The following is a 21,034-nucleotide window of genomic DNA, read 5'->3' as shown; positions in this document are numbered from 1 at the left end:
TTGTCAAAGGCGGAGCAAGCCCGCCTTCATGCATCCGATTGCATCAAGCCTCGGCAGAGCCTTCCAGAGCCGGCTCGATCGGAGCCTCAACCATGGCGCCGATATCACGGCCAGACGAACCCTGCTGGCGAGCGATACCGTCGATGGCAGCGCGCGAGATCAGGTCGCAGTAGAGAGCGATGGCGCGCGAAGCGTCGTCATTGCCCGGGATCGGATAATCGATCAGGTCCGGATCGCAGTTCGAGTCGATGATGGCAACGACCGGAATGCCCAGGCGCTTGGCTTCATCGATAGCGATCTTTTCCTTGTTGGTGTCAACGATCACCATCAGGTCCGGGGTGCCGCCCATGTCGCGGATACCGCCGAGAGCCTTGTCAAGCTTTTCGCGTTCGCGCTCAAGGTTCAGACGTTCCTTCTTCGTGAAGCCCTGGGCTTCCGAATTCAGGATTTCGTCGAGCTTGCGCAGGCGCTGGATCGAGTTGGAAATGGTCTTCCAGTTGGTCATCATGCCGCCGAGCCAGCGGGAGTTGACGTAATACTGGGCCGAACGCTTGGCAGCATCGGCGATCAGGTCAGAGGCCTGACGCTTGGTGCCAACGAACAGAACGCGACCGCCACGGGCAACCGTGTCAGATACGACCTGCAGGGCGCGCGACAGCATCGGTACGGTCTGAGCCAGGTCGATGATGTGAATGTTGTTACGATCGCCGAAGATGTACGGCTTCATCTTCGGGTTCCAGCGATGTGTCTGGTGGCCGAAGTGAACGCCAGCTTCCAGAAGCTGACGCATGCTAAAATCAGGCAATGCCATGCCTTTTTCTCCTTTTCCGGTTGAACCCCCGTGAAGCAAACAGCGTCTTTTTCAAAACGCCACCGGGCGGAACGGACCGGATGTCTCCCGGCCTATCCCAAGCTTCACGTGTGGAATGCCGGTCGCCATAGAACGATTTGACGGCCAAGGCAAGTGTAGGGCCGAGAAAAAGCCTGCAATTGCTACTTTTGCGCCTTGCAGGCCGTCGGCGGCAGCAATTCCAACTTGGAAAGCTTGCCGGTCAGGACAACATCACCGTAATCCAGCGTCAGGTCCCGCGTCACCCCATTATCATAGAGATCGAAGGACTGGGTATAGACCGGCAATTGATCGCCATCCGACTTGTCATCGTAATAGGCGATGGCGACCGGCCAATAGGTACGGCCCGAAAGGGGATCCTTGGTATCGCCCGTCAGCTTTTTCGATGTCCCCAGCACCGTCGTGGTCAGATAGCTTTTGTCGCCGTCTTCCGTGCCATCGAACACGCGGGCCTCGAAGAAGCGGTTTCCCTTCCTGGCCCTGTCGATCATATCAAGCATATGTTGAGCCGGGAACCGTGCCGAGGCCAGCTCCAGCTCCTTCTTCTGCGGCTCTTTCAACTCGATACGCAGACCATCGGTTTTTGCGGCAGCAGCCCCTTTGACGTCCTTGTCCAGCTTGTCATCGGTAAAACTTTTCGATTCGAAATCGAACCGTCTGGCGGCCATGTCCTCGAATGTGTGAACCTGCTGGTCGGTGACGCTGACCTGATCGCCGGTCTCGATCCTGGTGACGAATCGGAAGCTGGTGGAATAGCCGTCACAGGCCGAACCATTGAACTCATAGACCATCCGACCGCTCATATTGTCGACGCCGGACTGGTCTGTCGCCTTTTTCAGCTGGATATCATAGGTAGCGCGATGTGGCGCGAGATCGCCTACAGCCTGCGGATCGACCTTCACGGATGTCATCGCGGTGTTTGCCGTCAATGCCATAACAAGGGCCAAGGTCAACTGCGGCATCGATATTCTCCTGTTGCGGTCTGGCTTGATGCTATAAGAACTGAGTTGTCAAAAGCGAGGCGCTTACGCAACTTGCCTGAGTTTATCACCACGTTTCCGTTTTCATGCTAGCCGGGATTTGATCATGTCCGACACTATCGACAGCCGCCTTGCCGCCCTTGGCATTACCCTGCCCCAGGCCGCAGCACCTGCTGCCAATTATGTACCCTATGTCATCAGCGGCAACCTGCTTTATCTATCCGGCCAATTGCCGATGGAGGCCGGCAAAATCGCCGTGACCGGCCTGGTCGGCAGCGATGTGGACCTGGCCTCGGCCCAGCGCGCCGCAGAACTGTGCGCCATCAATATTCTGGCCCAGGCGAAATCGGCGCTGGATGGCGACCTTTCCCGCATTGCCCGCGTCATCAAGCTCAACGGCTTCGTTGCCTCAGGCCCCGGCTTTACCGATCAGCATCTGGTGATCAACGGCGCCTCCAACCTGATCGCCTCGGTGCTGGGTGAGGCTGGCAAACATGCCCGCGCCGCCGTCGGCATGGCCGCCCTGCCGATGAACGCCGCCGTCGAGATCGATGCCATCCTGGAGATCCGCCTGTGACGGATGCCAGCTGGATCAAGGACACGCCGGTTGCCCATCGCGGCTTTCACGACCAGAACAAGCTGGTTTGGGAAAATACGCTGTCAGCTGCCCGCCGCGCCATAGAGGCCGGTTTCGCCATCGAATGCGACCTGCAATACACCACGGACAGCGTGCCGGTTGTCTTCCATGACGACGACATGCAGCGCCTGTGCAACATGACTGGTGATGTGCGCGCCCGCACCTCGGGGGAACTGAAAATGATGTCGGTCGGCGGTACAGCCGACAAGGTGCCGACGCTGCGGCAATTGCTCGATCTGGTCAAGGGCCAGGTGCCGCTGGTAATTGAGCTAAAAGGCAGGCTCGGCGACGACGAGGGCTTTGTCGAGGATGTGCTGGAGGTTCTCACCGGCTACCAGGGTAAAGTCGCGCTGATGAGCTTTGACCATCATCTTTTGAAAGAGTTGAAGGCCAATGACTGCCCCTACCCGGTCGGACTGACCGCTGAGGGCGCCAAGCCGGAAAACTTCTTTGTCCATGACGAGGCCATGCAGCTCGGCCTGGATTTCATCTCCTATTGCGTCGCCCATCTGCCCAACAGCTTCATCGAGGCGCAGCGGCAGAAAAACATTCCAGTGATCACGTGGACGGTGCGGGATGAAATTATGCGCGCTCACACCTATACTTACGCTGATCAAATGACGTTTGAAGGCTTTGACCCGCGCGACACCGTGGCATCATAATCTTGTAATGGAGTGGCATGACACAAGAGGTCATCATTCGGGTTGAGCAGTCCTTCAAGGCCATCAACCAAAGCGCATGGAACAGGCTTTCCGGTGCCGCCAAGGCATCGGGAGGCGAAGCCTATAATCCGTTCAACAGTTGGGCCTATCTTTCGGCTTTGGAAGAGTCGGGCTCTGCCACGGCCAAAACCGGCTGGCTTGGTCATCATCTGCTGATGGAGGATGGCAACGGGCAATTGCTTGGTGCCATGCCCTGCTATCTCAAGAGCCACAGCCGGGGTGAATATGTGTTCGACCAGGGCTGGGCCGATGCGTTCGAGCGGGCGGGCGGGCAATATTATCCGAAATTGCAGGCCTCCATCCCGTTTACGCCAGCAACCGGCCCGAGGCTGATGGTTGCGGAGGGCGTCGAGCCGGAAAGCGCCCGCGCCTCGCTGGCCTCCAGCTTTGCGGAAATATCCCGCAAGCTCGGCGTCTCCTCGGCTCATGCGACCTTCCTGCCGGAAAATGAGCTGGAGCATTTCGAGGATGCGGATTTCCTGCATCGGCTGGATCAGCAATTCCACTTCATCAACCAGGGCTACGCCGATCACGACGCCTTTCTGGAAACGTTAGCCTCGCGCAAACGCAAGGCCTTGAAGAAGGAGCGGCGGGCGGCACTGGAAAACGGCATCACCATCGATTGGCTGACCGGCAGCGACCTGACCGAATCGATATGGGACCAGTTTTTCACCTTCTACATGGATACCGGCAGCCGCAAATGGGGCAAGCCCTACCTGACCCGCCAATTCTACTCGCTGATTGGTGAGCGCATGGCTGAGGACATTCTGCTGGTGATGGCCAAACGCGACGGCCGCTATGTGGCGGGCGCCATCAACTTCATCGGCGAGGATACGCTGTTCGGTCGCCATTGGGGCTGTAGCGAGGATCATCCCTTTCTGCATTTCGAGGTCTGCTACCATCAGGCCATCGACTTTGCCCTGGCCAAGGGGCTGAAAAAGGTCGAAGCGGGGGCGCAGGGCGAGCATAAGCTGGCGCGAGGCTACCAGCCGGTTACCACCCATTCCGCCCATTACATCGCCCATCCGGGCCTGCGCCGGGCCATCGCCGACTATCTGGAACGCGAACGCGAAGAGGTGGAGCACATCGGTGCCTATCTCGGCGAACATACGCCGTTTCGCAAGGGCGAACGCCAGCCGCGCGACGGCGAGGAAATCGATGGCTGACCTTGATTGACAGGTCAGGACCAGGATAGACAAGACCCGGCAACGGAGACAGATAATGACGATTTCGGCCTATGATCCAGACAATATTTTCGCCAAGATCCTCAAAGGCGACATTCCCTCAATCAAGCTCTATGAGGATGACGACGCGCTGGCCTTCATGGATGTAATGCCGCAGGCGCCGGGCCATTGCCTGGTGATTCCAAAGCAGGGCTCCCGAAATCTGCTGGACGCCGATCCGGCTGTGCTGGCAAAACTCATTCCAGTCGTGCAGAAACTGGCTGCTGCCGTCAAACAGGCCTTTAATGCCGACGGGGTCTACGTTGCGCAGTTCAACGAGCCTGCCGCAGGCCAGACCGTCTATCACCTGCATTTCCACGTCATTCCCCGCCATGACGGCCAGCCGTTGAAGCCGCATGTGGGTGGCATGGAGAATATCGATGTGTTGAAGGCCAATGCCGCGAAGATTATCGCAGCGCTATAGCATCATGCAGAAAACTGGATTCAGCACGATGCTATAGTTTTTGTTTTTACGCATTTCCGGACGGAAAACCGCTTCACACTTTTCCTGGAAATGCTCTATAGGACAAACAAACCTACCGCCAAAACACCGAGCGATACCAGCACGCCAACGATGATCCGCTGACCGGCAAGCAGGAACGCTGCAAAGCCGATGCCGGTGGCCGCCAGCCGTAGCCAGAGGGGCGAATGTTCCAGCGTTCCGGTTGGAAAGACGATCAGCTTGGCCGTCACGGCCATGACCAGGGCCGTGGCAACCGCCCTCACCCAATAGAGCGGCTCGGAACCTTCCTGAAGGCGGTTTCCGGCCAGCACGCCCAGCCAGCGCCAGAGATCGGTCGCCAGCCAGCCCGCGACGATGATAACCAGATAGGGCCAGAACTCCGCCATCATAGCTCCTCCGACAGGTTTTCAACCGGCTGAATATCCGAGGGCTCGTGGCTTCGGCGGCGGATTTTCCGGTCGATCAGATAGGCAATCGTGCCGCCACCCAGGCCCGCAATCAGTATGTCGAAACCTGGGGCCGCCAATGCGAGCAGCGGCCCGGAGACGATGCCGATCACGAAGGCGATCTTCACCACCCGTTGCTTGCCGGTCGCCCAGATCGAGGCGACGAAATAGACCGGCGTGAGGAAAAACAGCAGACCGGCGACAAGCGGCGGCAGGCTGGAGACAAGGCCATAGCACACACCGACCAGGGTGGTATTGACCGCCACCAAAGTCAGGCCAAAGCCCGCGAAGAACGCCACCCGCCCTTCGCGCGGCACGGTCTTCAGATTGCCCATCGCATAGACCCAGGCGGTAATGGCGACGAAATGCGACAGGAATAGCAGGAGCCAGGTCGGTGTCTTGCGGTCGCGCATTTCCGGCACCAGCGAGGCGACCATCGGCATCATCCGGATCGAGGAGAGCGACACGGCCAGAAAACAGGCCAAAAGATTGGCGCCACTCGACATCATGCCGATCAGGATCATCTTGGCAGGCAAGGCCCAGACGATCACCGTCATGAACATCGCTTCATTGCGGCTGACACCGCTTTGCAACGCGAAGGCGCTGAAACCGACAAACGATACCATGAGGATAACGGCCGGCAGGCTGAAAAGGCCGCGCATGCCCGTGAAGAACCAGCGCAACTGACTGCGGTCGGCAAGAAGGAGAGATGACATAAGATTTCCAGCAAAAGTCGAAGCGTTATAGCGCCTTGCGTTGAAAAATCAGCGCTTCCGCTCATGACAATGCCGGGCAAACTGCCCGGCATTGATGCTGTCAAAAATTTGACCGTTCTTTCAAAAGAATTACTTCTTTTTCGGCACCTTTGGCACCGTGGTTTTCTTGGCGACCGGCTTAGTCTCCTTCAAAGCTTCAACTTCCGGCTCGGCCTTGGCGACTTTTTTAGCCTTGGAACGCGGCTTAGCGATGACCTCGCCATCATCAGGCACCACGGCGGCGATTTCCGCTTCCTTCTTCGGCTTGACCGGCGCCACATCGGCCACGCAGTCGAGGGATAGCTGTTCGTCGCCATCCTTGGTGACGGTGCCGACCTTGACGATCCCGCCCTTTTTCAGCTTGCCGAACAGGATCTCATTGGCCAAAGGCTTTTTGATATGTTCCTGAATGACGCGGCCAAGCGGCCGGGCGCCCATTTTCTCGTCATAGCCACGCGTAGCCAACCAGGCGACAGCCGGTTCTGACAGGTCGAAGGTAATGCCACGTTCCGAAAGCTGAGCTTCCAGCTGCATGACAAACTTCTGCACGACCTTGTGGATCACTTCGCTTGGCAGCGGGGCGAACGGAATGATCGCATCCAGACGATTGCGGAATTCCGGGGTGAAGAGACGATTGATCGCCTCTTCATCCTCTCCACTGCGCTTGGAAGAACCAAAGCCGATAGCCGACTTGGCCATTTCCGATGCGCCCGCATTGGTGGTCATGATCAGGATCACATTGCGGAAGTCGATCTTCTTGCCGTTATGGTCGGTCAGCGAACCGTGGTCCATAACCTGCAACAGGATGTTGTAGATATCCGGATGGGCCTTTTCGATTTCGTCCAGCAGCACGACGCAATGCGGATGCTGATCGACACCGTCGGTCAGCAGGCCACCCTGGTCGAAGCCGACATAGCCGGGAGGAGCCCCAAGTAGACGCGACACCGTATGGCGCTCCATATATTCAGACATATCGAAGCGCAGCATTTCGACGCCAAGCGACGCGGCCAATTGCTTGGCAACCTCGGTCTTGCCGACGCCTGTCGGACCGGAGAAGACGTAGGAGCCAATCGGCTTATTGGGTTCACGCAGCCCTGCCCGGGCCAGCTTGATCGCCGTCGACAGCGCTTCGATGGCATCGTCCTGACCGTAAACGACCGAGCGCAGTTCCTTGTCGAGATTGGCAAGAACCAGCTCATCGTCTTTGGACACGGTCTTGGCCGGAATCCGCGCCATTGTGGCGATGGTGACTTCGATTTCCTTCTCGGTGATCAGCTTGCGGCGGCGCGAAGCAGGCAGCAGCATTTGCGCGGCACCCGTCTCATCAATCACGTCGATCGCCTTGTCCGGCAGCTTGCGGTCGCTGATATAGCGGGCCGAAAGCTCGACAGCCGTCTTGATCGCCTCGTTGGTGTAACGCAGCTTGTGATATTCCTCGAAATAAGGCTTCAGGCCCTTCATGATCTCGATGGCGTCATCGATAGACGGCTCATTGACATCGATCTTCTGGAACCGGCGCACCAGCGCCCGGTCCTTCTCGAAGAACTGCCGATATTCCTTATAGGTGGTCGAGCCGATGCAGCGGATGGCGCCAGACGACAAGGCAGGCTTCAACAGGTTGGAGGCGTCCATCGCCCCGCCGGAGGTGGCCCCTGCGCCGATTACCGTATGAATTTCGTCGATGAACAGCACGGCGCCCGGATAGTCTTCGAGCTCCTTGACCACCTGCTTCAAGCGTTCCTCGAAATCGCCGCGATAGCGCGTACCGGCCAGAAGCGTCCCCATGTCGAGCGAAAAGATCGTCGCATCGGCCAGCGCCTCAGGCACTTTCCCTTCGACGATCCGCTTGGCCAGGCCCTCGGCAATCGCCGTTTTGCCGACGCCGGGATCGCCGACGTAAAGCGGATTATTTTTTGAGCGGCGGCACAGGACCTGAATGGTACGGTTGACCTCGTCGTGACGGCCGATCAGCGGATCGATCCGGCCGGTCTTGGCCTTTTCATTCAGGTTGACGCAATAGGCCTTGAGGGCTTCCGGCTGCTTCTTGGCCGGACCTTCCTCCTGCTCACGCGGCGGCTTCTGGCTGGCTTCGCTCTCTTCCTCGACGCCGCGTGGCGGGCGAGGCTGGGAGGTGCCCGGACGCTTGCCGATACCGTGGGATATGTAGTTGACCGCGTCATAGCGGGTCATTTCCTGTTCTTGCAGGAAGTAAGCCGCATGGCTTTCACGCTCGGCAAAGATCGCCACCAGAACATTGGCACCCGTCACTTCTTCCCGACCGGAAGACTGGACATGGATGACAGCCCGCTGGATGACCCGCTGGAAGCCGGAGGTGGGTTTGGAATCCTCATCATAGCCGGTCACCAGATTGGCCAGCTCATTATCGACGTAATCGCTCACGGTCTTGCGCAGCGTATCGAGGTTCACATTGCAGGCGCCCATAACGGCGGCCGCATCGGCATCATCGATCAGTGCCATCAGCAAATGTTCAAGCGTCGCGTATTCGTGGTGGCGCTCATTGGCAAAAGTCAGTGCCTGATGCAGCGCCTTTTCCAGGCTCGGAGAAAATGTTGGCACGGTCAGATCCTCATTTCTTTTCCATGACGCATTGCAGCGGATGCTCGTGCTGCCGCGCGAAGTCCATAACTTGGCTTACCTTGGTTTCGGCGACCTCATAGGTGAAGACGCCGCATTCCCCTACCCCGTGGTTGTGTACGTGCAGCATGACGAGGGTTGCCGCTTCCCTGTCCTTTTGGAAGAAACGCTCCAGAATATGGATGACGAACTCCATAGGCGTATAGTCATCATTTAGCAGCAGAACGCGATATAAATTGGGCTTCTTGGTTTTCGGCTTCGTGCGCGTGATAACCGACGTGCCCCTGTTTGGTCCGTCGTTGTTACCCTGCGCTTGCATGACGATCGGTTGCGCGATCATTTCCATCCATTCTCCCGAGTTCCGGCCGCTTCATCGCAAAAGGCGAATCCCGCCAGACCTCACAGATTCATTAAGGTAGTCCATTTCTCATCGATTTTAAGCCCATAGATACGCACTGCAAAGAGAATTGCGTGTCCGACCTCAAAAAGGCACCCCGGACAAGTCCCGATACCGACGCAACAGGCCTAAAGATAAGTGCCTTACCCGCGTTTTCCAGACCAGCAATCGCAGCGCGTTCAATTCCAGCTGAGATTACCACCAGATAATCATATTGTCTCCCCAGCAATGCCCCAGGCTGACCATAAGACCGCGCATGGATACGAGCCGCCAAACCGGGGCTGGCATGGGAAGTACCAACGAAAAACGGCCATCCCACAGGACGGCCGTTTGCAGCGACATCAATAAAAAATGATCAGGCAGCCGTCGCGGCGGACACCGCTTTCGAAGCCTTGGCAAGAGGAGCCTCGTAAGGCTTATAGGCCGTCTTGGCCAGATCGGCATACATTTCGGTGATCTTGGTGGCTTCTGACACGAACGTTTCGTAGGAGCTCTTAGCATATTTCGTCTGCAACTCGAAAACGGTTTCGATGCTGCGGGCAGCGGTCAACTGTTCCATGAAACCGGCCAGATCCTGGAAGGACTTTTTCGAGTAATCCTGGGCTTCGGCAGCGATCGACTGCATGCCTTTGGCAACCTCGGAATAATTCTTCACCATCGTATCGACGGCTTCTTTGCTCTTCTTGTTCACGTCTTCAAAATTCAACATAACAGCACTCCTTTTTCCTCTGCTGTCCCAAACCATAGGACAGATTGCTAAAATTGGTCAAGTCAAATTGTGCAGTGCGTCATCGCCAAAAAGTTGCATTTTATCAATAACAAAAAAGGGCGACCCCATACACGGCCGCCCTTCATTATCAAATATCAATAAATGCATTCCTCATGAATGCAACCTGTGATCAAAGATCAACATCCAGAATGGCCATCGAGAAATTGTAGGACAGATCGCCGTCCTCGTCATCCTTGAAGACAACGCCGAGAAACTCATCGCCCACATAAACTTCTGCCGAGTCATCCTTGCGCGGGCGCGCCTTTACAGCCATCGTCGGGTTGAACGTCCGCTTGAAATAAGCGTCAAGCTTCTTGATTTCGTCTGCTTTCACAAAAATCTCCATGGATTGTCTGCGCAGCACGAACCTTCGATCCGGCCATGTTGCCGCAGCGCTCTCAAAATTCCAGCATGGCCGTGACTGACAAACCGCACGAACCATGCTTCGGCGGCCTGCTTGTCGCATGCGCCAAACAGCTGTGTAAAGCCGCGAATATCGATCCGCCCCTGCTTTTAAGGGATAATTGCTGGAAGCGGAATCGGTTCACTAAAAATCAACAGACAGGGCCATTCTTGATCGCCAACCAAAGCGGCCCCGATGTTATCTCGTTCGCACTCCAGCACGGCCTCTTGAAATCAACGCGACTTCTGAGACCGTGTGGGCACGCATTACGTCAGCCGTCCTCGGACACCACTTGGTTCATCGAGCGGGCCGGTTCGGCACAGCCAGCCTCGCCCACCACCTTGGCCGGTACGCCTGCAACCGTCTTGCCTGCCGGTACAGGCTTCAGCACCACCGAACCGGCGGCCACGCGTGAGCAGCAACCGATCTCGATATTGCCAAGCACTTTGGCACCCGCGCCGATCAGGACACCATTGCCAATCTTGGGATGGCGATCTGCCCCTTCCTTGCCGGTGCCGCCCAGCGTCACCCCATGCAAGATCGAAACATTATCGCCAATCCGCGCCGTCTCGCCGACCACCAGGCCTGTGGCGTGATCCAGAAACACCCCCTTGCCGATGTGGGCAGCGGGATTGATATCCGTCTGAAAGACGCTGGAGGACCGGCTTTGCAGATAGAGCGCGAAATCGCGCCTGCCCTTGTTCCAAAGCCAGTTTGCCAGCCGATGGGTCTGGATCGCGTGGAACCCTTTGAAATACAGCACAGGCTCGATAAAGCGCAGGCAGGCCGGGTCGCGGTCGTAATAGGCCTGAATATCGACGCGCAGCACGGTGCCCCATTCCGGCCAATCAGCCAGCATTTCCTCGAAAGTCTGGCGCAAAAGGCTGGATTGCAGGTCGGCATGGTCGAGCCGTTCACAGATCCGATAGATCACGCTGCCTTCAAGCGAACGGTGGTTGAGCACGGTGGAATAAAGGAAGGCCGCCAGAAGTGGATCATGCTCGGCGGCACTGCGGGCCTCCTGGCGCATGCTGTCCCAGATCGGGTCCATGGGCTTGATCATCTCGCGCACAGCAAGATCGTGCATGACAGCCATTGCAATCTCCTCATTGACGTTCATCTTCCATTATATAGATGATCTATCGATCAGACCAGATGGGGGCATGAGATGAAAAAAGCGCGGACCTTTGCAGATAACGGCATAAGGGTGGCCGGACAAAATGGCATTGGCGCGCTGATTATCGACAATCCGACACGCAAGAACGCGATTACCCAGGCCATGTGGCGCGCCATTCCGCCCGCACTGGACTGGCTGATTGCCGAGGCCGGGGTTCACTGCATCGTCATGACAGGCGGCGGCCAGACGGATTTCAGCGCCGGTGCCGACATTTCCGAATTTGACGCCGTGCGCAACGATAGCCGGCAGGCGCGGATCTACGAGGCTGACAATAGTGCGGCTTTCGCGGCCATTCGTGAGGCGCGGGTGCCTGTCATCGCTTCGCTTCGCGGGATTTGCTATGGTGGGGCCTTCGGGCTTGCCGCCGCCGCCGATATCAGGATCGCCGACGACACCGCAATCTTCGCCATACCCGCAGCCCGGCTCGGCCTCGCCTATCCCGCAGATGCCGTTGCCGACCTCAGCCGGACGCTGGGCAGCCAGATCGCCCGGCGGGCACTATTTACCGGCCAGGCGTTCCCTGCTGCTTCCCTGTTGAGCTGCGGCTTTCTGGGCGACCTCGTCGCCCCTCAAGCTCTTGACGGTGCTGCCTTTTCGCTGGCAGAAACCATCGCCGCCAATGCGCCAATGTCTATCCACGCTGCCAAGCTGGCACTGCGGGCAACGGAAAGCCAGGACGATAGCCTGCTGAGCGAGGCCGCAGTTCTTGGCTCCACCACGTTTGAAAGCGCCGACTACCGTGAAGGCCGCGCGGCCTTTCGCGAAAAACGCCAACCGATCTTTACCGGAGAATAAAAACGTCTACCGGCCATCCACCTCGGCGTAAAATTCCAGAACGGCCTGTTTAAACACCCTGTCGCCAACCGCCAGCATATGGTCGCGCTTGGGAATATCGAGCGCGCGGGCATTGGGCATCAGCGCCGCCAGTTCATGGGGTGATCCGGCAATATCATCCACTGTCCCGACACCGATCAGGACAGGCATGGTGATTGTGGCAAGCTCGGCTGCGGACACCAGATCGCGCGACGTGGAAATACAGGCGGCGAGCGCCAACCGGTCGCTGCGTGTCTGTTCGGCAAAGGCGCGAAACATCCGTCCGCGCTCATGGGTCACATCGTCAAGCGACGGAGCGAGCAGCGCATCGGCAATCGGGTCCCAATCGCCGACACCGGTGGATATGCCAATGCCAAGCCCGCCAAACACCAGCGAGCGGACCCGCTGCGGAAAATCCAGCGCCATGAACGCCGAAATCCGCGCGCCCATGGAATATCCCATGACATGCGCTTGCGCCACGCCAAGATGATCAAGCAAGGCTGCGGCATCCGCTGCCATGTTTTCAGGATGATAGACTTCCGCTTCATGCGGCTTGTCGCTCTGGCCATGGCCGCGATTGTCGAGTGCAATCACCCGGTAGCCAGCATCGCCCAGCGTCTTCAACCAGCCAGGATGCACCCAATTGACCAGGGCACTGGAGGCAAAGCCGTGGATCAGCAGAACCGCCGGGCCAGACGGATCGCCCTCATCGAAATAGGCGATCTCCAGACCGTCATGGCGAAAGCGGGAAAAAGCGGGAGCGTTCAGATTCATCACAATCGGTCCAGTTTGATAGTCGATCAGACAGCATGACCCTGCCCGCCGCCCCACGAAATGCCAGCCCACACCTGCCAGTAAAGATAAGCAGAGGCCAGACCGTAAGGGTTGCGATACGCAGTAGCCCATGCTGCATAAGTCGTAACCCCTGCAAGGTTCAAGACTTTATCTGCCTCTACCCCCTGCAAACGCACGCCAATTCTGTAAAAACAATCGGCAGCGCGCTTCATTGGCTCTACCCATTTCAAAAAAAGGCGGCTAATGTCCGGCGCAACCCAATCGCGGTGCATGGCGGCGGCAGAGATGCGGATCACCCGCCATAAACGTTTCATCTTCAGTTGAGTTTCCGGGCCTTACAGGCCATGGAAGCTGGGCAACAAGGCATTCGGAGCATAGACATGGCCGGTCATTCCATTCCCCATTTCCAGAACGACGGCGGACATCGGCTTGTCGAAATCGGCGTCAAGGAATTCATGTGCACCGGCGCGTCCGTTCCTTTCGATCATCCGCATATCTTCATCGACCTCGGCCACGACACCGAGAAGGTCTGCCCCTACTGCTCAACGCTCTACCGTTATAACAGCAGCCTGAAGGCAACAGAAACCAACCCGGCAGGCTGCGTCTTTCACGTCAAGGCAGCCTGAGCGGCTCTCAACGACGCGCCAGCGATCGGATTATCACCATGCCCACGAAAACCGTGGCAATTGTCGGCGGCGGCATAGCCGGTCTCGTCGCGTCCTTGTGCTTTGCCCGCGTGGGTATTGCGACCCGGATTTTTGAGAAAAACCCGCAATTGCTTGAGGTCGGCGCCGGCCTGCAACTGACGCCAAACGTCACCTGGATTCTCAACGAACTCGGCGTTCTCGAAAACCTGCGCGCGCACTGGCATGAGCCGGATGTGGTGGCGCTTGCCTCCGGCATCAGCTTGAAACGCCTGTGCAACGTGCCGGTTGGCGCCCACGCGAAATCCCGTTGGCAGGCGCCCTACGGCGTGTTGCATCGCGCAACGCTGCAACAGGCTCTTCTTGAGGCCGTGGCGCGCAATCCGCTTTGCTCCCTGATATTGGACCAGAGGGTCGAAAGCCCCGATGCACAAATCCTGCGTGATCCGCAAACCGGCGACCGTCCCGACCTGCTGATCGCTGCCGATGGCGTCTGGTCGCGGCTGCGCAATTTCGTTGCCGGCGGCCCGGACGTGTCCTTCAGCGGCAGCATTGCCTGGCGCGTCACCCTTCCCCAGGCCGAAGCACCAGCCTTTCTCGACCGCCAGTCCGTAACGGCATTTCTCGGGCCGAATGCCCATATGGTCACCTACCCTTTACGCGATACCGATAGTATCAATATCGTGGCCATCGGCGCGGGCGTCGATCCCGGCGAAGGATGGGCGGCACAAACGCAGGATAGCCAGGCGCTGCTGCTGGAGCGAGCCTTCAAAGGGTGGAATAGCGCCATCTGTACCATGCTGGCGAATGCCAAAAGCAACATGACCTTCTGGCCGCTATTTCAGTCCGGAAATGGCCGTTGGCACAATGACAGAGATCTGGTGCTGATCGGTGATGCAGCCCATGCCATGCTCCCCTTCTCGGCCCAGGGCGCGGCGATGGCCATCGAAGACGCTTTCGAACTTGCCGATCTCGTCTCCAGCCAGTCTATCCCCCAGGCACTCGCGGCTTATGAGGCCAGCCGGCAAAAACGGGTCAGCGCCGTGCGCAAACGAGGGGCAATCAACAAATTCGCCTATCACGCCAAGGGGCCGCTGCAAATCGGGCGCGACGTTCTTCTATCCTTGCGCTCTTCCGATAGTTTTGCCCGCGATCTCGACTGGCTGTACGGCTACCGGCCTGTCTTCCAAGGCCGGTAAACTAGGATTTTCTGATGGTTTTGACCCGGGTTCGATTCCGGGCCAGGCAATCAGGCCGTAGCCACTGCTGCAAAGCCTCGCTCCAGGTCCGCCTGGAGATCGGCAACATCTTCAAGGCCAATCTGAAGACGAATCAAAGGCCCATCAGCTGGCGGTTTGGTGACGACGCGGTCGCCAATATTGGCCAATACCGCCAGGCTTTCGTAACCGCCCCAGGACCACCCAAGACCGAAAATCTGCAAGGCATCGAGAAAGGCATGCGCCTTGCGCTTGAACTGTGCCGGATCGCTTTCCGCCAGCACAAAGGAAAATATCCCCGAAGCGCCTTTAAAGTCGCGTTTCCAGATGTCATGACCGGGAAAACTGGGCAGGGCCGGATGCAAGACGCGCGCAACATCGTCTCTCGTCTCCAGCCATTCGGCCACGGCACGAGCGCTGCGATCGTGATGGGCAAGCCTGACCGCCATGGTTCTGAGGCCACGCAGAACCATATAACTGTCTTCTGCCGAACCGCAGAGGCCCAGGGCACCATTGGCAGCCTTGAGGCGCGGCAAGCAGGCCGCATTGGCCGAAACCGTCCCCATCAAAATGTCGGAATGGCCAGCCGGATATTTGGTCGCCGCCTGCATGGAGATATCGACACCGAAATCCAGCGGACGGAAATAGAGCGGTGTTGCCCAGGTATTGTCCATGCTGACCACGGCGCCATGGCTATGAGCAATGTCAGCCAGAAGGCGAATATCCTGCATTTCAAATGTGTTGCTGCCAGGAGCCTCGGTGTGAACCAGCTTTGTATTGGCGCGCATCAGCGATGCAATGTCCGCACCGATGGCGGGATCGTAATATTCGACATCGACACCCATCCGCGTCAACATCGTATCGCAGAAATGCCGGGCCGGATCATAGACCGAATCAACGATCAGCGCATGATCGCCAGGCGACAGGAAGGCCAGAAAAGGGACGGTAATAGCAGCGAGGCCGGAGGGCAGTATAATCGTTCCAGCCGACCCTTCCAGCACGTCGATCGCATCGCAGAGCGCATCCGTCGTCGGTGTGCCGCGGGTACCATAGGTATATTTCTGCGTGCGCGTTTCCATGCTTTCCGCAGTCGGAAACAGCACTGTCGATGCCTTGATGATCGGCGGATTGACAAAGCCATGGTAGCTCGATGGATCATGGCCGATATGGCACAATTTCGTATTGGTACCGGCGCTCGTCAACCAGTCTTTTTTGTCGGACATCCGCTATAACTGCCTTTTTTCACGTGCTGGCCGCCTGCCCGGGAGGGGCAACATGCCAAGACTACGACTATCGAAGACAGCAGCGCAATCCACCTCGATTTCGGTTCATCGCCGCCGCTTCTCCACTTCTTTTTTTGAACAGGCCTGCCAAGCATGGTCAAGCCTTCCCGCGTCACCGGGACAATGAAATTCTGCGAGGCTATTTAGACTAAATTTTCATCACCAACTGCGGCTTTCCTGAGTTGTCGGCCTGTTTTATGAGCAAAAAAATTGAATTGCCACTTTTCGACGCAATTTCCACCCATCAACACTTGACCATGAACCCATTTATGAATGTGATGGGCTTGCTAGGGTCACAACCCGGGCACCGGCGCATGGAGAGGGGCAAGAGCCGTGTCACGCGCCGGAGGGAAGACAAACAGAAAAAAGGTTGGGAAACATGAAAAAGACGCTCCTGTCAGTTGCGCTTGGCGCTGCGGCATTTGGTTTTGGCGCATCGGCAGCCTCGGCCGACACGCTGAGCGATGTTAAGGCAAAAGGCTTTGTTCAATGCGGCGTCAGCCAGGGTGTTCCGGGCTTTTCAGCTCCGAATGACAAGGGCGAATGGTCGGGTCTAGACGTTGATTACTGCCGTGGCATTGCTGCCGCAGTGTTCGGAGATGCTTCCAAGGCCAAGTTCACCCCTCTGTCCGCCAAGGATCGGTTCCCGGCATTGCAGTCTGGTGAAATCGATGTGTTGACGCGTAACACGACCTGGACCATCAGCCGCGATACCTCGCTGGGCTTCAACTTCCGCACCGTGAACTATTATGACGGCCAGGGCTTCATGGCTAAAAAGAGCCTCAACGTGAAGTCGGCTCTGGAACTGTCCGGTGCAGCCGTCTGCGTTCAGACCGGCACCACGACCGAACTGAACCTTGCCGACTATTTCAAGGCCAATGGCCTGAAATACAACCCCGTCGTATTCGAGAAGGAAGACGATGCAACCCAGGCCTATGACGCTGGCCGTTGCGACGTCTACACCACCGACCAGTCCGGCCTCTATGCGATCCGCCTGAAGCTCAAAAACCCCGACGACAACGTGGTTCTGCCGGAAGTTATTTCCAAAGAGCCGCTTGGACCAGCCGTTCGCCAGGGCGACGACAAGTGGTTCGACATTGTCAGCTGGGTTCACTATGCCATGGTAAACGCAGAAGAAGCTGGTGTTACCTCGAAGAATATCGATGACATGAAGACCAGCGCCGGTCCGGACATCAAGCGTATGCTGGGTGTTGAGCCCGGCAGCAAGCTTGGCACCGACCTCGGTCTGAAAGAAGACTGGGCCTACAATGTCGTCAAGCTGGTCGGAAATTACGGCGAAGTCTTCGACCGCAACGTCGGCGCTGGCAGCCCGCTGAAAATCGCCCGCGGCGAAAACGCACTGTGGACGAAGGGTGGCCTGCAATACGGTCCGCCGATCCGCTGAACCGCTAAGTTTTATATAAACCGAGCCCAAACCAAACCTTTGTGGGGAGGCGGTGTCCGCACCGCCTCCCCATTGCAAAGCGGCAGAAAAATGCACGCCTGACACAAGGGTGAAAAAGGGGGAAAAAGCCTCAATGGCAAATCAGAATTCGAGCTCATCCAAAACCGGATCTGTCAGTTTGACTTCGCTGATATACGACCCCAAAGTCCGGGGAATATTTTATCAGATTATTACCGTCATGCTATTGATCGCCTTCATCTGGACGGTCGCCAACAATACCATTCACAATCTGCAAAAAGCCAATATCGCGTCTGGATTCGGGTTCCTGCACGGCCGTGCCGGCTTTGACATCGGCCAGCAGCTCATCAGTTACAGCAGCGATTCGACCTATAGCCGGGCTCTCCTCGTCGGGCTTTTGAATACGCTCCAGGTTGCCGTGGCAGGTATCATCACCGCTTCGATCATCGGCTTTGCGGTTGGCCTTGGCCGACTGTCGCGAAACTGGCTGGTGGCAAAGCTCTGCCAGGTCTATGTCGAAATTTTTCGCAACATTCCACCGCTGCTGGTCATCTTCTTCTGGTATAGAGGCGTCATCGCGATCCTGCCTCAGGCGCGAGATTCCATCGCCCTGCCCTTCGATATTTATCTGAACAATCGCGGCGTCACTTTTCCAAAAGCAATCTTCGGCAACGACGCCTGGGCGTTGATTCCCGCAATCCTGCTGGGCATTATTCTCAGCGTGCTGGTGGCAAGATGGGCGCGCAAACGGCAAATGGCCACTGGCCAGCAGTTTCCCATTCTGTGGTCGTCACTTGCAATGATCATCGGTATCCCCGCCCTGATCTTTATGGCTATCGGCATGCCACTGACATTCGACATTCCGATTGTCGGTCGTTTCAACATGCAGGGCGGCTCTGTCGTCAGCCCGGAATTCACCTCGCTGTTCCTGGCGCTGTCTTTCTACACCGCTGCTTTCATTGCCGAAATCGTACGCGGCGGTATTATCGCTGTTTCCAAGGGCCAGACCGAGGCAGCCAGTGCGCTGGGCTTGAAACATAGCCATACGTCACGCCTCATCATCGTACCCCAGGCCATGCGGCTGATCATTCCGCCGCTGACCAGCCAATATCTCAACCTGACCAAGAACTCTTCTCTCGCTGTTGCCATTGGCTTTTCCGACATTGTCGCCGTCGGCGGTACGATCCTGAACCAGACTGGCCAAGCTGTTGAAGTGGTTGCAATCTGGCTCGCCGTCTATCTGTCGCTCAGCATCAGCACAGCGATGTTCATGAACTGGTTCAATGCCAAGATGGCGCTTGTCGAGAGGTAATATCATGGCATCAAACACGGTAACATTCGTACGAACTGAAATGGTCTCCGCATCTCCTGCTCCGGCAGGTCAGATTGGCACGAGCGCATGGATTCGTAAAAACCTGCTGGCCACGCCGAAAGACGTGGTCCTCACCATCCTCGCAATTGCATTGCTCGTTTATGTATTGCCAAGCCTGATCGAATGGCTGTTCATCAACGCGGTCTGGACCGGTACAAGCCGTGAAGCCTGCATCACGGTCAGCCAGGGTGGCACCATAGCCGACGACAAGGCTGGCGCCTGCTGGGCCTTTATCGGCGCCAAATTCCAGCAGTTCATGTTCGGACGCTATCCGAGCGCAGAATATTGGCGGCCAATCACTGTCTTCATCTTATTTGCCGCACTTCTTGTGCCAATGCTGATGCCGAAAGCCCCATTCAAGGGGGTGAACGCTCTTTTGCTATTCATCGCTTTGCCAATCGTGTCGTTCTTCCTGCTTTCCGGTGGCTTCGGCCTCAGCCATGTCGAAACGCCGCTCTGGGGCGGACTGATGATTACGCTGATCCTGTCGTTCTTCGGGATTGCAGTCTCGCTGCCCGTGGGCATTATCCTGGCCTTGGGGCGACGCTCCAACATGCCGGTGATCAAGACGCTTTGCGTGATCTTTATCGAAGTGGTACGTGGAGTGCCATTGATCACCGTGCTGTTCATGGCCAGCGTCATGCTGCCACTGTTCCTGCCGGATGGCTGGACCTTCGACAAACTGCTGAGGGCATTGGTCGGCGTGTCGATCTTTTCGTCAGCCTATATGGCGGAGGTCATTCGCGGTGGTCTTCAGGCTATCCCGAAGGGGCAATTTGAAGGCGCGGACTCACTCGGCTTGAGCTATTGGCAAAAGACCCGGCTGATTGTCCTGCCGCAAGCCCTCAAACTTGTCATCCCAGGCATCGTCAACACGTTCATTGGGCTGTTCAAGGATACCTCATTGGTGTCGATCATCGGTATGTTCGATCTGCTGGGGATCGTGACCATCAATCTGTCAGACTCAAATTGGGCAACACCGGTTACGGCGGTCACAGGCTTGATTTTTGCCGGCTTTATCTTCTGGGGATTCTGCTTCAGCATGTCGCGATACTCGCATTTCATGGAGAGGCACCTCGATACGGGGCACAAGCACTAACGTTCATCCGGCACTAACGTCGTCCGGCTCGTCAGAGCCGGAACAACACTCATTTCTCTTGTTTTCGTTTGTCCGAGAAACCCGGTTTTTCAGCAAACTCCACTTCTAGGAAACTCAATTATGGCTGAAGCTCAGACCTCCATCGAGAAAGCCCCGACCAAGACCGCAATCGAACTGATTGCCATGAACAAATGGTATGGCGAATTTCACGTCCTTCGTGACATCAATCTCAAAGTTGCGACCGGCGAGCGGATCGTCATCGCCGGTCCGTCGGGCTCCGGCAAATCGACGATGATCCGCTGTATCAACCGACTGGAAGAACACCAGACCGGACAGATTATCGTCGACGACATCGAGTTGACCAACGACCTCAAGAAGATTGATGAAGTTCGTCGCGAAGTCGGCATGGTGTTCCAGCACTTCAATCTGTTCCCGCATCTGACGATCCTTGAAAATTGCACGCTGGCGCCGATCTGGGTCCGCAAGATGCCAAAGAAGGAAGCCGAAGAAGTCGCGATGCATTATCTGAAGCGCGTCAAGATCCCGGAACAGGCCAACAAATATCCAGGTCAGCTCTCCGGTGGCCAGCAGCAGCGCGTCGCCATCGCCCGCGCCCTTTGCATGAAGCCGAAGATCATGCTGTTCGATGAGCCGACCTCGGCGCTTGACCCGGAAATGGTCAAGGAAGTGTTGGACACTATGGTGGGTCTGGCGGAAGAAGGCATGACCATGCTCTGCGTCACCCATGAAATGGGCTTTGCCCGCCAGGTTGCCGACCGGGTGATCTTCATGGACCAGGGCCAGATCGTCGAACAGAACGCACCTGCCGAGTTCTTCGACAATCCGCAGCACGAGCGCACCAAGCTGTTCCTTAGCCAGATCCTGCACTAGGATCTGACTAATATCCTGGAGCACAGCGCCGTGCGCCATATATGGTGCACGGCGCTGTCGTGTTTGTCAGGGACAAGTGG

23 protein-coding genes are annotated in these 21,034 nt (G+C 57.2%); 11 read left to right on the top strand and 12 right to left on the bottom strand.

Features of this window, described 5'->3' with window-relative positions; all coding sequences use genetic code 11:
• Positions 1 to 43: 43 nt before the first annotated feature.
• Complete coding sequence (gene rpsB, locus V6582_RS18720; protein ID WP_060717043.1) at positions 44 to 811, bottom strand: 30S ribosomal protein S2; 768 nt, start codon at positions 809 to 811, stop codon at positions 44 to 46.
• Between the two features lie 182 nt (positions 812 to 993).
• Entirely contained in the window at positions 994 to 1,812 is an 819-nt protein-coding gene (locus V6582_RS18715; protein WP_156630618.1) for a cell envelope integrity EipB family protein, read from the bottom strand.
• A 124-nt stretch (positions 1,813 to 1,936) separates the two neighbouring features.
• Between V6582_RS18715 and V6582_RS18710 the strand changes: the two genes are divergently transcribed.
• The 4 genes from V6582_RS18710 to V6582_RS18695 are packed head-to-tail and all read left to right on the top strand — an operon-like array spanning position 1,937 to position 4,836.
• Positions 1,937 to 2,407: a RidA family protein gene (locus V6582_RS18710; protein WP_156540866.1), complete on the top strand. Its 471-nt coding sequence runs from the start codon at positions 1,937 to 1,939 to the stop codon at positions 2,405 to 2,407.
• Complete coding sequence (locus tag V6582_RS18705; protein ID WP_337739172.1) at positions 2,404 to 3,129, top strand: glycerophosphodiester phosphodiesterase; 726 nt, start codon at positions 2,404 to 2,406, stop codon at positions 3,127 to 3,129. The genes V6582_RS18710 and V6582_RS18705 overlap by 4 nt, the downstream gene beginning before the upstream one ends.
• Before the next feature lie 17 nt (positions 3,130 to 3,146).
• Complete coding sequence (locus tag V6582_RS18700; RefSeq protein WP_156630617.1) at positions 3,147 to 4,355, top strand: GNAT family N-acetyltransferase; 1,209 nt, start codon at positions 3,147 to 3,149, stop codon at positions 4,353 to 4,355.
• Between the two features lie 55 nt (positions 4,356 to 4,410).
• Positions 4,411 to 4,836 carry an HIT family protein gene (locus V6582_RS18695; protein ID WP_156630616.1) on the top strand — a complete coding sequence of 142 codons (426 nt, stop codon included), beginning with the start codon at positions 4,411 to 4,413 and terminating at the stop codon, positions 4,834 to 4,836.
• Positions 4,837 to 4,931: 95 nt separating this feature from the next.
• On the opposite strand, the gene V6582_RS18690 is transcribed toward V6582_RS18695, so the two are convergent.
• From V6582_RS18690 to cysE, 7 genes are all read right to left on the bottom strand, one after another.
• Complete coding sequence (locus V6582_RS18690) at positions 4,932 to 5,264, bottom strand: AzlD domain-containing protein (protein WP_156590465.1); 333 nt, start codon at positions 5,262 to 5,264, stop codon at positions 4,932 to 4,934.
• Positions 5,261 to 6,037, bottom strand: coding sequence for an AzlC family ABC transporter permease (locus V6582_RS18685; protein ID WP_156630615.1), 777 nt, complete (start codon positions 6,035 to 6,037; stop codon positions 5,261 to 5,263). Before V6582_RS18685 ends, V6582_RS18690 begins: the two co-directional genes overlap by 4 nt.
• A 129-nt stretch (positions 6,038 to 6,166) precedes the next feature.
• The gene (gene clpA, locus V6582_RS18680) at positions 6,167 to 8,653 is read right to left on the bottom strand and encodes an ATP-dependent Clp protease ATP-binding subunit ClpA (RefSeq protein WP_070164904.1); all 2,487 of its coding nucleotides are present in this window, start codon (positions 8,651 to 8,653) and stop codon (positions 6,167 to 6,169) included.
• Positions 8,654 to 8,663: 10 nt separating this feature from the next.
• Positions 8,664 to 9,011 carry an ATP-dependent Clp protease adapter ClpS gene (gene clpS / locus V6582_RS18675; protein ID WP_041698048.1) on the bottom strand — a complete coding sequence of 116 codons (348 nt, stop codon included), beginning with the start codon at positions 9,009 to 9,011 and terminating at the stop codon, positions 8,664 to 8,666.
• A gap of 412 nt (positions 9,012 to 9,423) precedes the next feature.
• Positions 9,424 to 9,777 (bottom strand): phasin family protein, encoded by a 354-nt coding sequence (locus tag V6582_RS18670; protein WP_156630614.1) that lies wholly within the window; start codon positions 9,775 to 9,777, stop codon positions 9,424 to 9,426.
• Between the two features lie 190 nt (positions 9,778 to 9,967).
• Positions 9,968 to 10,171, bottom strand: a complete 204-nt coding sequence (locus V6582_RS18665) for a DUF3126 family protein (RefSeq protein WP_060717075.1) — start codon at positions 10,169 to 10,171, stop codon at positions 9,968 to 9,970.
• A gap of 340 nt (positions 10,172 to 10,511) precedes the next feature.
• Positions 10,512 to 11,336: a serine O-acetyltransferase gene (gene cysE, locus V6582_RS18660; RefSeq protein WP_156630613.1), complete on the bottom strand. Its 825-nt coding sequence runs from the start codon at positions 11,334 to 11,336 to the stop codon at positions 10,512 to 10,514.
• A gap of 72 nt (positions 11,337 to 11,408) precedes the next feature.
• Here cysE and V6582_RS18655 point away from each other — a divergent pair, with 72 nt between their 5' ends.
• The gene (locus V6582_RS18655; RefSeq protein WP_156630612.1) at positions 11,409 to 12,212 is read left to right on the top strand and encodes an enoyl-CoA hydratase-related protein; all 804 of its coding nucleotides are present in this window, start codon (positions 11,409 to 11,411) and stop codon (positions 12,210 to 12,212) included.
• Between the two features lie 6 nt (positions 12,213 to 12,218).
• Here the strand turns inward: V6582_RS18655 and V6582_RS18650 are convergent, their stop codons facing one another.
• Together V6582_RS18650 and V6582_RS18645 are read right to left on the bottom strand one after the other, a co-directional pair.
• A complete protein-coding gene (locus tag V6582_RS18650; RefSeq protein ID WP_156630611.1) occupies positions 12,219 to 13,004 on the bottom strand; it encodes an alpha/beta fold hydrolase in 786 nt (261 codons plus the stop codon).
• Positions 13,005 to 13,030: 26 nt separating this feature from the next.
• Positions 13,031 to 13,339 (bottom strand): hypothetical protein, encoded by a 309-nt coding sequence (locus V6582_RS18645; RefSeq protein ID WP_156630610.1) that lies wholly within the window; start codon positions 13,337 to 13,339, stop codon positions 13,031 to 13,033.
• 66 nt (positions 13,340 to 13,405) lie between these two features.
• On the opposite strand from V6582_RS18645, the gene V6582_RS18640 reads away from it, so the two are divergent.
• Complete coding sequence (locus V6582_RS18640; protein WP_015916247.1) at positions 13,406 to 13,651, top strand: zinc-finger domain-containing protein; 246 nt, start codon at positions 13,406 to 13,408, stop codon at positions 13,649 to 13,651.
• A 38-nt stretch (positions 13,652 to 13,689) separates the two neighbouring features.
• Positions 13,690 to 14,868 (top strand): FAD-dependent monooxygenase, encoded by a 1,179-nt coding sequence (locus V6582_RS18635; RefSeq protein ID WP_156630609.1) that lies wholly within the window; start codon positions 13,690 to 13,692, stop codon positions 14,866 to 14,868.
• Between the two features lie 50 nt (positions 14,869 to 14,918).
• Here V6582_RS18635 and V6582_RS18630 read toward each other — a convergent pair whose 3' ends face one another.
• Positions 14,919 to 16,109, bottom strand: coding sequence for a cystathionine beta-lyase (locus tag V6582_RS18630; RefSeq protein ID WP_156630608.1), 1,191 nt, complete (start codon positions 16,107 to 16,109; stop codon positions 14,919 to 14,921).
• 439 nt (positions 16,110 to 16,548) lie between these two features.
• Between V6582_RS18630 and V6582_RS18625 the strand changes: the two genes are divergently transcribed.
• The 4 genes from V6582_RS18625 (at position 16,549) to V6582_RS18610 (ending at position 20,954) form a co-directional block, all read left to right on the top strand.
• Positions 16,549 to 17,574: an amino acid ABC transporter substrate-binding protein gene (locus V6582_RS18625; protein WP_197434282.1), complete on the top strand. Its 1,026-nt coding sequence runs from the start codon at positions 16,549 to 16,551 to the stop codon at positions 17,572 to 17,574.
• Between the two features lie 133 nt (positions 17,575 to 17,707).
• Positions 17,708 to 18,904, top strand: a complete 1,197-nt coding sequence (locus tag V6582_RS18620) for an amino acid ABC transporter permease (RefSeq protein ID WP_156630607.1) — start codon at positions 17,708 to 17,710, stop codon at positions 18,902 to 18,904.
• Between the two features lie 4 nt (positions 18,905 to 18,908).
• Complete coding sequence (locus tag V6582_RS18615) at positions 18,909 to 20,063, top strand: amino acid ABC transporter permease (RefSeq protein WP_156630606.1); 1,155 nt, start codon at positions 18,909 to 18,911, stop codon at positions 20,061 to 20,063.
• Between the two features lie 120 nt (positions 20,064 to 20,183).
• Positions 20,184 to 20,954, top strand: a complete 771-nt coding sequence (locus V6582_RS18610) for an amino acid ABC transporter ATP-binding protein (RefSeq protein ID WP_015916253.1) — start codon at positions 20,184 to 20,186, stop codon at positions 20,952 to 20,954.
• Positions 20,955 to 21,034 lie beyond the last annotated feature (80 nt).

Origin of the sequence: Agrobacterium vitis (genome assembly GCF_037039395.1) — a bacterium.
GTDB lineage: Bacteria > Pseudomonadota > Alphaproteobacteria > Rhizobiales > Rhizobiaceae > Allorhizobium > Allorhizobium vitis_E.
The sequence above is the reverse complement of the archived record's forward strand: the minus strand, read 5'-3'. Positions and strand labels throughout refer to the sequence as shown.

Coding starts and splice junctions, on each gene's coding strand:
- V6582_RS18695 (WP_156630616.1), top strand. CDS start 4,411: ATGACGATTTCGGCCTATGATCCAGACAATATTTTCGCCAAGATCCTC.
- V6582_RS18690 (WP_156590465.1), bottom strand. CDS start 5,264: ATGATGGCGGAGTTCTGGCCCTATCTGGTTATCATCGTCGCGGGCTGG.
- V6582_RS18640 (WP_015916247.1), top strand. CDS start 13,406: ATGGCCGGTCATTCCATTCCCCATTTCCAGAACGACGGCGGACATCGG.
- cysE (WP_156630613.1), bottom strand. CDS start 11,336: ATGGCTGTCATGCACGATCTTGCTGTGCGCGAGATGATCAAGCCCATG.
- V6582_RS18635 (WP_156630609.1), top strand. CDS start 13,690: ATGCCCACGAAAACCGTGGCAATTGTCGGCGGCGGCATAGCCGGTCTC.
- V6582_RS18650 (WP_156630611.1), bottom strand. CDS start 13,004: ATGAATCTGAACGCTCCCGCTTTTTCCCGCTTTCGCCATGACGGTCTG.
- V6582_RS18625 (WP_197434282.1), top strand. CDS start 16,549: ATGAAAAAGACGCTCCTGTCAGTTGCGCTTGGCGCTGCGGCATTTGGT.
- V6582_RS18610 (WP_015916253.1), top strand. CDS start 20,184: ATGGCTGAAGCTCAGACCTCCATCGAGAAAGCCCCGACCAAGACCGCA.
- V6582_RS18700 (WP_156630617.1), top strand. CDS start 3,147: ATGACACAAGAGGTCATCATTCGGGTTGAGCAGTCCTTCAAGGCCATC.
- V6582_RS18630 (WP_156630608.1), bottom strand. CDS start 16,109: ATGTCCGACAAAAAAGACTGGTTGACGAGCGCCGGTACCAATACGAAA.
- V6582_RS18715 (WP_156630618.1), bottom strand. CDS start 1,812: ATGCCGCAGTTGACCTTGGCCCTTGTTATGGCATTGACGGCAAACACC.
- rpsB (WP_060717043.1), bottom strand. CDS start 811: ATGGCATTGCCTGATTTTAGCATGCGTCAGCTTCTGGAAGCTGGCGTT.
- V6582_RS18710 (WP_156540866.1), top strand. CDS start 1,937: ATGTCCGACACTATCGACAGCCGCCTTGCCGCCCTTGGCATTACCCTG.
- clpS (WP_041698048.1), bottom strand. CDS start 9,011: ATGATCGCGCAACCGATCGTCATGCAAGCGCAGGGTAACAACGACGGA.
- V6582_RS18645 (WP_156630610.1), bottom strand. CDS start 13,339: ATGAAACGTTTATGGCGGGTGATCCGCATCTCTGCCGCCGCCATGCAC.
- V6582_RS18655 (WP_156630612.1), top strand. CDS start 11,409: ATGAAAAAAGCGCGGACCTTTGCAGATAACGGCATAAGGGTGGCCGGA.
- V6582_RS18685 (WP_156630615.1), bottom strand. CDS start 6,037: ATGTCATCTCTCCTTCTTGCCGACCGCAGTCAGTTGCGCTGGTTCTTC.
- V6582_RS18620 (WP_156630607.1), top strand. CDS start 17,708: ATGGCAAATCAGAATTCGAGCTCATCCAAAACCGGATCTGTCAGTTTG.
- V6582_RS18670 (WP_156630614.1), bottom strand. CDS start 9,777: ATGTTGAATTTTGAAGACGTGAACAAGAAGAGCAAAGAAGCCGTCGAT.
- V6582_RS18615 (WP_156630606.1), top strand. CDS start 18,909: ATGGCATCAAACACGGTAACATTCGTACGAACTGAAATGGTCTCCGCA.